This window comes from Aquirufa sp., from assembly GCF_964796385.1.
The window spans coordinates 19,593-29,034 of record NZ_CBAUBA010000035.1; the positions used below are offsets into that span (position 1 = coordinate 19,593).

At 42.5% G+C, this 9,442-nt stretch carries 7 protein-coding genes; 5 read left to right on the top strand and 2 right to left on the bottom strand.

Features of this window, described 5'->3' with window-relative positions:
* Positions 1–127: 127 nt before the first annotated feature.
* Positions 128–2,152 carry a M13 family metallopeptidase gene (locus tag AC1W6K_RS10010; protein WP_481947372.1) on the bottom strand — a complete coding sequence of 675 codons (2,025 nt, stop codon included), beginning with the start codon at positions 2,150–2,152 and terminating at the stop codon, positions 128–130.
* Between the two features lie 53 nt (positions 2,153–2,205).
* Here AC1W6K_RS10010 and AC1W6K_RS10015 point away from each other — a divergent pair, with 53 nt between their 5' ends.
* Positions 2,206–4,236 (top strand): S9 family peptidase, encoded by a 2,031-nt coding sequence (locus AC1W6K_RS10015; protein WP_481947373.1) that lies wholly within the window; start codon positions 2,206–2,208, stop codon positions 4,234–4,236.
* A 178-nt stretch (positions 4,237–4,414) separates the two neighbouring features.
* On the opposite strand, the gene AC1W6K_RS10020 is transcribed toward AC1W6K_RS10015, so the two are convergent.
* Entirely contained in the window at positions 4,415–5,485 is a 1,071-nt protein-coding gene (locus AC1W6K_RS10020; protein ID WP_481947374.1) for a Gfo/Idh/MocA family protein, read from the bottom strand.
* Positions 5,486–5,554: 69 nt separating this feature from the next.
* On the opposite strand from AC1W6K_RS10020, the gene AC1W6K_RS10025 reads away from it, so the two are divergent.
* From AC1W6K_RS10025 to AC1W6K_RS10040, 4 genes are all read left to right on the top strand, one after another.
* Entirely contained in the window at positions 5,555–6,484 is a 930-nt protein-coding gene (locus AC1W6K_RS10025) for an alpha/beta hydrolase (RefSeq protein WP_481947375.1), read from the top strand.
* Between the two features lie 162 nt (positions 6,485–6,646).
* A complete protein-coding gene (locus AC1W6K_RS10030) occupies positions 6,647–7,255 on the top strand; it encodes an RNA polymerase sigma factor (protein WP_481947376.1) in 609 nt (202 codons plus the stop codon).
* Between the two features lie 81 nt (positions 7,256–7,336).
* Positions 7,337–8,440, top strand: a complete 1,104-nt coding sequence (locus tag AC1W6K_RS10035; RefSeq protein WP_481947377.1) for a FecR family protein — start codon at positions 7,337–7,339, stop codon at positions 8,438–8,440.
* A gap of 256 nt (positions 8,441–8,696) precedes the next feature.
* Positions 8,697–9,442, top strand: a 746-nt coding sequence (locus AC1W6K_RS10040) for a carboxypeptidase-like regulatory domain-containing protein (protein ID WP_481947378.1), incomplete at its 3' end; no start/stop codon positions are given.

The following is a 9,442-nucleotide window of genomic DNA, read 5'->3' on the forward strand; positions in this document are numbered from 1 at the left end:
GGTCGCCTTTTATGCTTATTTAAGAAGTCCGGAGGGAAAGAGTCCGAAGTCTAAAAGAAATGAGACGAAAGCTTTTGGATTTTAACCTTTCCCTTCGGACTTATTTCCTTCGGACTCCGGACTTATTTTACCATATTTTAATCCGATCCTCCACTTTCTTGTACAATTTATCACCCGGTTTCACACCGAACGCCTGATACCACGCATCCATGTTAACGGGTGCTCCGATGGTTCGGTATTGTGCTGGTGAATGCGGATCTGTTTGAATCAAATTTGCAGCCGTTTCAGGTAATGTTTTGCTTCTCCACACCTGAGCCCACGCTAAGAAGAATCGTTGGTCTGGTGTAAATCCATCAATTTTCGTTTTTGACTTGCCTTGCTTCGTCATCTTGAATGCCTCATAAGCCACGTTCAAACCACCTAAATCACCGATGTTCTCGCCCATCGTAAATTTCCCATTTACATGGAGTGTATCTAATACGGTATAAGCGTCAAATTGCTTGCCTAATTGCTCAGTCTTAACTTTGAATTTGGCGAGGTCATCTTTTGTCCACCAATTGCGTAAGGCTCCATCTTTATCATATTGACTACCTGAATCATCGTAGCCATGTGACATTTCATGGCCAATTACCGCGCCAATTCCACCGTAGTTAATCGCATCATCTGCTTTGGCATCAAAGAAAGGGAATTGTAAAATTCCCGCCGGGAATACGATTTCATTCATCACCGGGCTGTAATACGCATTAACCGTTGGCGGCGTCATGCCCCACTTCGTACGGTCTACCGGTTTTCCGATCTGAGCGATGTTCTCTTGGAAACCCCACGCACCTGCATTGCGCATGTTTTGATAAAAGGCGTTTGGTGAAATTTCTAAACCTTCATATGTTTTCCAAATTTCTGGATAGCCGATTTTGGGTGTAAAGGCGTACAATTTAGCTAAGGCTTTTTGCTTCGTTTCTGCACTCATCCACTCGAGACCATTGATGCGTATTTCGAATGCCTTACGGAGATTCGCAACTAATTCCACCATGCGCTCTTTCGCTTCTGGTTTGAAATATTTGGCTACATATAATTGGCCTAATAGTTCACCAATTACGCCATCGGTCAGGGATGACATGCGTTGCCAACGGGGCGTTTGGGCTTTTTGGCCACTCACGACTTGATTGAATGTAAAGCTTGCCTTCACAAAAGGAGAACTTAAATAGCTAGAAGAACCCTTCAATAGATTCCAAGTCAAATACGTTTTCCAAGTCTCAATCGGTGTTTCGATCAACATTTTATTGACAGACTCAAAGAATTTAGGCGCAGAAACCAATACCGAATCAGGTGCCTTTGTACCAAGATCTTGGAATGTCAATGCCCAATTAAATGCCGGTGTTTTCTGATTAAAATCCGCAAAGATAATTTTGTTGTATGTCTTATATGGATCGCGCATTTCCAAACGCGACATTTGCGCTTCCGCTAATCTTTTCTCCAATTGGAAAATAGACTCAGCATTCGCTTTCGCTTGTGCAGGAGATGTTCCAATCAGTTCAAATAGCGTCGATACGTAGGTTTTAAATCCTTCTTGAATCTTTAAGCTACGTGCGTCCGATTTTAAGTACAAATCGCGATCAGGTAAAGATGTTCCGCCTTGGCCCAACTGTGGAACCATTTTGTCCACTTGCTTGCGGTCTTGACCTACGTAGAAACTGAATAGGGGAGAACCAGCACCAGTCTTGCGCATGCGGGCAATTTCCGTGATGATCTGAGACTTGAATTGGATCGCGTTGATTTGGTTTATATCTGCTTGAATAGGTGAATAACCTAGTTTTTCAATCGTCAAACTGTCCATCGCTGCTGCATAGAAATCAGCCACGCGGCGTTCAACAGAACCTGCGGCTGCTTTAGAGCCCTGCGTTCCCTCAAGGATGGATTTTACGGCATTGATGTTAAAATCACGAAGTTGGTTGAAGCTACCCCAGCGTGTTTCTTTGGCTGGAATGACATTGTTTTTCAACCAAGCACCATTTGAATATTCCACGAAATCATCTCCAGGTTTTACGGAAAGATTCATGTTTGCGCGGTCAATGAATTTGGCCGGAGTTTGTGCGTTCAGGGTACCTATACTTAAGGTTAACGCCAAACTTAGTACTGCGTATTTTTTTTTCATAAGATTTTAATGATGAAGAATTATCAACTAATTTACGAACCTAAATGTTTTCCATGAAAAATATTCTCCTAATTATTCTATTTGCCTGCGGATTTAATTCCTTTGGGCAAAAACCAGCGATGTCACATGAACGCATGTGGATGCTAAAAAAAATCGGTGCACCCGCACTCAGCCCTTCCGGCAAATGGGTGGTTTTCAGTCGGACCGAAACGTCGTACAATACGGAAGAACAAAGTACAGATTTGTGGCTTGCGGCTGCCGATGGGTCTACGGAACCTCGAAAAATAACGAATACCAAAGGCGGTGAAGAAGGCTATTTCTGGCACCCAACTGCCAATCAAATCTTTTTTTCTGCGAAACGTGAAGGCGATGAAGTCGCTCAATTATACCGCTTAAATCTTGATTTTGGGGGTGAAGCGCAGCGTTTGACGAATTTATCGACAGGTGTTTCGGGAGCTAAAATTAGTTCGGATGGCCGATTGATTGCATTTACGTCGCGCGTATATCCAACAGCGTTCACGGATTCCCTTAGCAAGAAAATGGCGGAGGAAAAGAAGAAAATCAAAACCAAAGCACGGGTCTATACCTCCTTCCCGATTCGCTATTGGGATTCTTGGCTCGATGAAAAACAAACACACATTTTCGTGATGGATGTTACCACGGAAAAGCCAACGCCAAAAAACATCTTTTCTCAAGTAAGCTTAGTGGAATCCAAAGGTTTTCAATTGGGGGCGTTTGACATTTCTCCAGACGGATCGACGATTGTTTTTTCAGCGACTACAGAATATAATAGGACTGCTTACCAGTCGGCAACGTCACATCTTTATGCCATTTCCATTACCGGTGGCGAGGCGAAATTGATCAGTGACGAAATCACCGATTATGGCCAAGTTCAATTTTCGGAAGACGGTAAATACCTCATGTCGACTGGTCATGTGAATGGCAACAAAATTTATTATTTGGAACACTTATACCGTTTTGCGTGGCCGAGTATGAGCGGTCGGACCGAATTAGCCGTGGGCTTAGACCGCCCGATCAACGACATGCAAATCTCGGGTGAATCGATTTACGCGAGTATCGAAGATCAAGGTGTGGATCGAGCGATTCAGATTTCGATTGAGTCTGGTGAAGTGAAACCGCTGTTTGGCGGAGAGTCTGGATCTGTGACTGGATTGTCGGTATCGAATGGCGTTGTGGCTTATACGTACCAACATATCGCTGCTCCGGCCGAAGTATTTACCTATGTAGGTGGAAAACGCATCGGAATTTCCAAAGCTAATGATGCGGTTTTGGGCTCATTGGATTTGCCTAAACCAGAGGTTTTTTGGACTAAATCATCACGTGGAAAAATGATTCGCAGTGTGATTATGCGTCCGGCTGGATTCGATGCTTCAAAAAAATATCCACTGTTTGTATTGATGCACGGTGGACCGGCAAGTTCATTTAAGGATGTTTTTGGTTCCCGTTGGAACCCTTATGTATTAGGTTCTTCTGATTATGTCTTGGTCATGACCGACTATACAGGTTCGGTGGGCTATGGCGAGAAATTCGCGCAAGGCATTCAGTTTGATCCATTCAAAGGACCCGGAAATGAAATTTTGGAAGCTGCGGCAGATGCCATTAAGCGCTATCCGTTTATTGATGCATCGCGTCAAGCGGCAGGAGGAGCATCGTATGGAGGCCATTTGGCCAACTGGATGCAGGCGACTACCTCGCATTTCAAATGTTTGGTTTCTCACGCAGGATTAGTAAACTCGGAGGCTCAATGGGGCACGTCGGATGTAATTTGGGGTCGTGAATTAATGAATGGCGGTGCATCTTGGGTACCTACCAAAACCTGGAAGGAACAAAACCCGATGCGATTTGCGGCTAATTTCAAAACACCGATGTTGTTGACCGTAGGGGAGAACGACTTCCGCGTACCGATCAACAATACGCTCGAAAACTGGAGCATCCACCAGCGCTTACAGATTCCAAGTAAATTGATTGTTTTCCCCGGCGAGAATCATTGGATCCTAAGTCCAGATAATTCGAAATTTCATTATCAGGAGGTGAGGAACTGGTTGGGGGGGTATTTGAAGTAAAATAGTCCGGAGGGAAAGAGTCCGAAGTAAAAGAGTCCGAAGTCGGTAGGGAATGAGTCAAAAGCTAATAGCTTGAACAATCTCCTTTAGACTTCGGACTTATTACTTTTCTCCTCCGGACTATTTTCCTCCCCTCCGGACTCTTTATCTATATTACTGACCACTGATTACTGTCCACTTACAGCACCACCATCTTCCCCGTCCTAACAGACTCGTCGCACGCGAATGCGATTCGCAAACTGTTGACTGCGTCTTCTACGTGATCTGTTAAATCCACATCTGCCTGAATGGCGTGTAGAAAATAAGCTTGTTCGCGGTCGCATAAACCTTGGTGATCGGGTTCGTCGGTTAGATTAATCCACTCATCTGCGCGAGTGAATTCATTTTCAGCATTGATATCAGCATGGTGCACACGCAATGATTCGGTTTTGGTATGGGATTCTACGGAGTCAGATTTCCCTTCGCCACTTGCGTTTTGGGCGACAATGGAAACAGATCCTTTTGGGCCAAAAACATCTTTGACAAAATAAGCTGTCTGGGAAATCATCGGACCCCAGCCTGCTTCGTACCAGCCTACGGAACCATCTTCAAAATGAATTTGGAGTTGGCCATAATTGTAATTTCCAGCCGGAATATCTTCTGTCATGCGCGCCCCAATCGCCGAAACGCGTACAGGTTTCGAACGCGTCATTTGGCACATGACATCGATGTAATGCACACCGCAATCTACGATCGGACTTAAGCTCGCCATCAAATTACGGTGCACATCCCACATGTAACCGTGGGATTGTTGGTTCAAATTCATCCGCATCACGAGCGGTTTTCCCATTTCTTTGGCAATTTCGATGAACTTAATCCACGAAGGATGATGACGTAAAATATAGCCTACAACGAGTTTTTTGCCTGTTTTTTGAGCCACAGCTGCCACGCGAATCGCGCCGGCTAAACTATCAGCAATAGGTTTTTCGATAAACACATGACAACCAGCTTCCATGGCCGCAATCGCATACGCTTCGTGCGTGTCTGGGTAGGTGGAGATGCATACGGCATCGGGTTTGGTTTCAGCTAGGGCCGATAGATATTCGTCGAATAATGGGTAGGAGCCGCCTAATTTTTGATTCAATGTCTCCTTGCTTTTGCCGGGAGAAACGAGGCCGCAAATTTCGAAAGCGGCTGCGTTATGATAGGCTGTTGCGTGGGAGGCACCCATGTTACCACATCCCACCACTAATACGCGTAATTTTTGCATAGGTTCAGATTTGAAAAGCCCAAGTTACTAAGAATGATTATAAAATTCGATTCCCTGTCTTTATAAAATATGCGCAAGATTGGAATCATATTCGTGTTTGTTTGTCAGGGTTTAGTAGCCCAAAATACGAAAGGACTGACCGGAATTCCAGATACCAGTTTTGCCAATTATTCTGCGTGGCAATCCGCGCTCAAAACAGATCCAACCTTGCGTTTAGCGGAGTATACGGCCGCTGAAATTAAAGGCACACGAACCTTAGTTTACAAAGAAATCGGCCAGCGGAAATTAGTCTTGGACGTATATGAGCCAAAAGATAAGCGCTTCCGCAAGACACTTTTGTTTTTCCACGGGGGTGGTTGGCGAACGGGCCATCGGTCCCAACATGTCGCGCTGGCGCAGGCTTTGGCAAAAAAAGGATATCGCGTTTTTCTGGCGGAGTATCGCTTGTCGACCGAAGCGGTTTATCCAGCTGCAATGGAAGATGCGCAGTCGGCGTTGATTTATTTGCACCAACAAGCCCACAGGCTACATATCGATTCGAAGCAAATTTATGTGTCAGGTTATTCAGCTGGTGGCCAAATGGCGGCGTTGCTGGGTTCCGTTCAGGATGAGAATTTATTTGGCCCGGGTCAAAAAATTAAAGGGGTGATTGACCTCGATGGGATATTGGCCTTCATTCATCCGGAATCGGGGGAAGGCGATGACCGCGTGCGGATGTCGGCAGCCACGTCTTATTTTGGCTATTCGAAAACGGAGAATCCAGCCATTTGGAATCAGGGATCGGCCTTGCATCATGTGTCCAAACAAGATCCGCCGGTGTTATTTATCAATTCAGGTGTTGCACGTATGCATGCGGGAAGGGAAGATTTTCGGGCTCAGATGGGCCAATTTGGCCTGTTTACGGATGTGTATACCCATGAGAATTCACCGCATACGTTTCTGTTGTTTACCCGTTGGTTCGATAAAACGGTCCAACTAATCGATCAATTCATGCAATAAATTAGCACGTTTGTAGAGACGCGAGACCTCGCGTCTAGTTTGTGAGACGGTTGGTATTGCGTTGCTACAGGAAGAAGTGCGCATATTTATTAAAAATTGATAACAATTTGTAATGATGAATCTAAAAAATATTCTAGTTTTGGTTTGTAAAGTTCAATTTTTTTGGAAAAAATCAAATCTTTCGGGAATAAAATCAGTGATTCCGTTCTTTGGAACCAGTTAAAAGCAGGTGATGAAGAGTCGTTTTCCATGCTATTTGAACGGTATTATGGTTCATTAGTTAATTATGGTAAAACCTTAATGCCCTCGGAAGATATTGTAAAAGACTGTGTCCAGGATGTTTTTGTGGATATATGGAAATATTCTGAAAAACTTAATGCAGCTATTGTTGTCAAAGCTTATTTGTTTTCATGTGTTCGTAACCGAATTGCTAGATTTAGGGAACGTGATCATATTTTCTCACATGTAAAAGATGTAGACTCGTTTGATTTTATGTTTGATTTTTCAGTCGAGGAGCGTCTAATTGCTGATGAATCGATGGCCAGTAAGGTCGAATATTTAAACCAGTGTATAAATAATTTGCCAGATAGGCAAAAAGAAGCCTTATATCTTCGGTACCATCAAGGGCTTACAGTTGAACAGGTTGCAGAAGTTCTTGATATGAACTATCAGTCGACTAAAAACTTGCTTCACAGAGCTATTTCGCGTCTTAGAAGTGATTTTCCTATATCATTAGTAGCTCTTTTGCTTGCCAATCCTACAAATTTTTAAGTTTTTTATAAAAAAAACACAATTAACTGAGTACCAAAACTACTTCGTGTCCTCTCTGTATCTGAAAAGCTATACTATTAGATGCAAGACAGGAATTTTTACAAGTCGGTTCTCGACTTCATTACGGATGAATCATTTCAGCGATGGGTTAGGGAAAAGGAGGATTTGTCTAATTGGGAAGAGTGGACACTTGAAAATACAGAAAGGGCGAAACTTGTAGCGGAAGCGCGGCAGTGGATTCTTGCCATGCGGGTCGAGGAGGATTCAGTTTCGAATCAAGAAACGCAAGAAGCATTGTTTCTTACCTGGAGCAAAATAAGGAAGTCAAATTCTTCATCTAGGATTACCCGTCTTTTTCAGGCCAACTTCTTCCGGGCGGCTGCAGCTGTTTTAGTGATTGGATTAGTCACTGCGGGTATTTACACGAAGTTATCAATCAGTGAAACGAATTCAAACGCACTAAATCAATACGTAGTTCAGGGGGATTCGAATGGATTAATTGAGCAGATAAATAATACCGACAAACCACAGTTGATTACCCTTTCGGATGCCAGTTCAATTTTACTTCAGCCTAAAAGTAAGTTAAGCTATCCCAAGAACTTTAAGGGGAACATTCGTAAAGTGTATCTTTCAGGGGAGGCATTTTTTGAAATTAGCAAAGATCCAAACAAGCCATTTATGGTTTATGCTAATGAAACGGTGACCAAAGTATATGGCACAAGTTTTCGAATTGTTGCTTATTCCAATCAACCAAATGTGGAGGTTTTGGTCCGAACGGGTAAGGTTAAGGTGAGTGGAGTACAGAAATCATTAGCAAATGCATCCAACGAAGTAATCCTTTACCCGAATCAAGCGACTAGGTTTGAAAGAAAAAATCAGGTTTTCGAAAAGATCCTAGATCTGACGCGTGATGAGTCCTTGTTGCAAAGTGCAAAATCGATTGAACGATTGAATTTTGAATTCCGAGATATTCCTGTTTCTCAAATTTTTGCAACAATTGAACAAGCCTATTTAGTTTCCATCGATTTTCCGATGGAGAAATTGAAGGAGTGTTATTTAACTACCTCGTTAATTGATGAACCATTACCTGAAAAGCTCAAGATCATTTGTGCGAGTTTGGGTAATAATACGCGGTATGAGATGAATGGAAATCAAATAAAAATTATTTCAAATGGATGTAAATAATCAAGTATATGGCCTATGATTAAAAAATGACCAACTAAAAAAAGCGCCGAAATGCTGTAACATTTCAGACGCTCTTACATCTCAAAAACCCCTGTAAAGGATTGCGAGCTAAGTCAACACCAGTCAAAGAGTATTAACCTTATTTTTCAAAATTATGAAAATAAATCTTATTAATCGGCGGTTATTCCGTTACATCGTGAAAGTTTCAATAACACAAATAGCCATTTACCTCATTTTTTCGAGTATAACCATGGCAATGCCAGCAAAGGCGCAAGAATTACTAGACACAAAAGTAAATCTGTCTCTTAGCAATGTCAGCTTGGAAAATTCAATTAGGGAAATAGAAAAAACCTCTCAGGTTAAGTTTTCGTATAATTCTCGGGCCTTAAAGCTTACTCAAAAAGTAAATATAAGTGCTCATAATGAGTCGCTTTCGAGCGTTTTGAGTAGACTTCTAACTCCACTTGATATTTCATATGTTCAGGTGAGTAATCGAATAGTCTTACGAAAAGACGATAAAAAAGCAATCTCTCAATCGGAGGGATCCTCAATACTCGATAATCAACTAATTGATGAACTGAATATTAGAGGTACGGTAGCAGATGCTAAAGGCGAAAAACTTCCGGGAGTAAATGTTTCTGTTAAGGGTTCAACGCGCGGAACGTCAACGAATTCAAATGGAGAATTTACAATTGCCGTACCTGACAATAAATCAGTTTTAGTGTTCAGTTTTGTTGGTTATAAGTCTCAGGAAGTAGTTGTTGGCAATAATTCTATTTTGAATTTAGTTCTGATTGAAGATAATAAGGCTTTAGAAGAGGTGGTAGTTGTAGGATATGGTGTTCAAAAAAAGAAGGATTTAACAGGTGCTATATCATCAGTTAATGGTGATATGTTTAAGGAGAGGAAAGAAACTCAAGTTTCACAAGCATTACAGGGTTCGATGTCGGGTGTATTAGTTACTCGAAATGGGGCCAATGGATCCATGGGTGGAGCGAATAT

Bases quoted from the DNA above. Each gene is read 5' to 3' on its own strand.
- AC1W6K_RS10015 (WP_481947373.1), top strand. From the start codon at position 2,206: ATGAAAAATATTCTCCTAATTATTCTATTTGCCTGCGGATTTAATTCC.
- AC1W6K_RS10035 (WP_481947377.1), top strand. From the start codon at position 7,337: ATGCAAGACAGGAATTTTTACAAGTCGGTTCTCGACTTCATTACGGAT.
- AC1W6K_RS10010 (WP_481947372.1), bottom strand. From the start codon at position 2,152: ATGAAAAAAAAATACGCAGTACTAAGTTTGGCGTTAACCTTAAGTATA.
- AC1W6K_RS10020 (WP_481947374.1), bottom strand. From the start codon at position 5,485: ATGCAAAAATTACGCGTATTAGTGGTGGGATGTGGTAACATGGGTGCC.
- AC1W6K_RS10025 (WP_481947375.1), top strand. From the start codon at position 5,555: ATGCGCAAGATTGGAATCATATTCGTGTTTGTTTGTCAGGGTTTAGTA.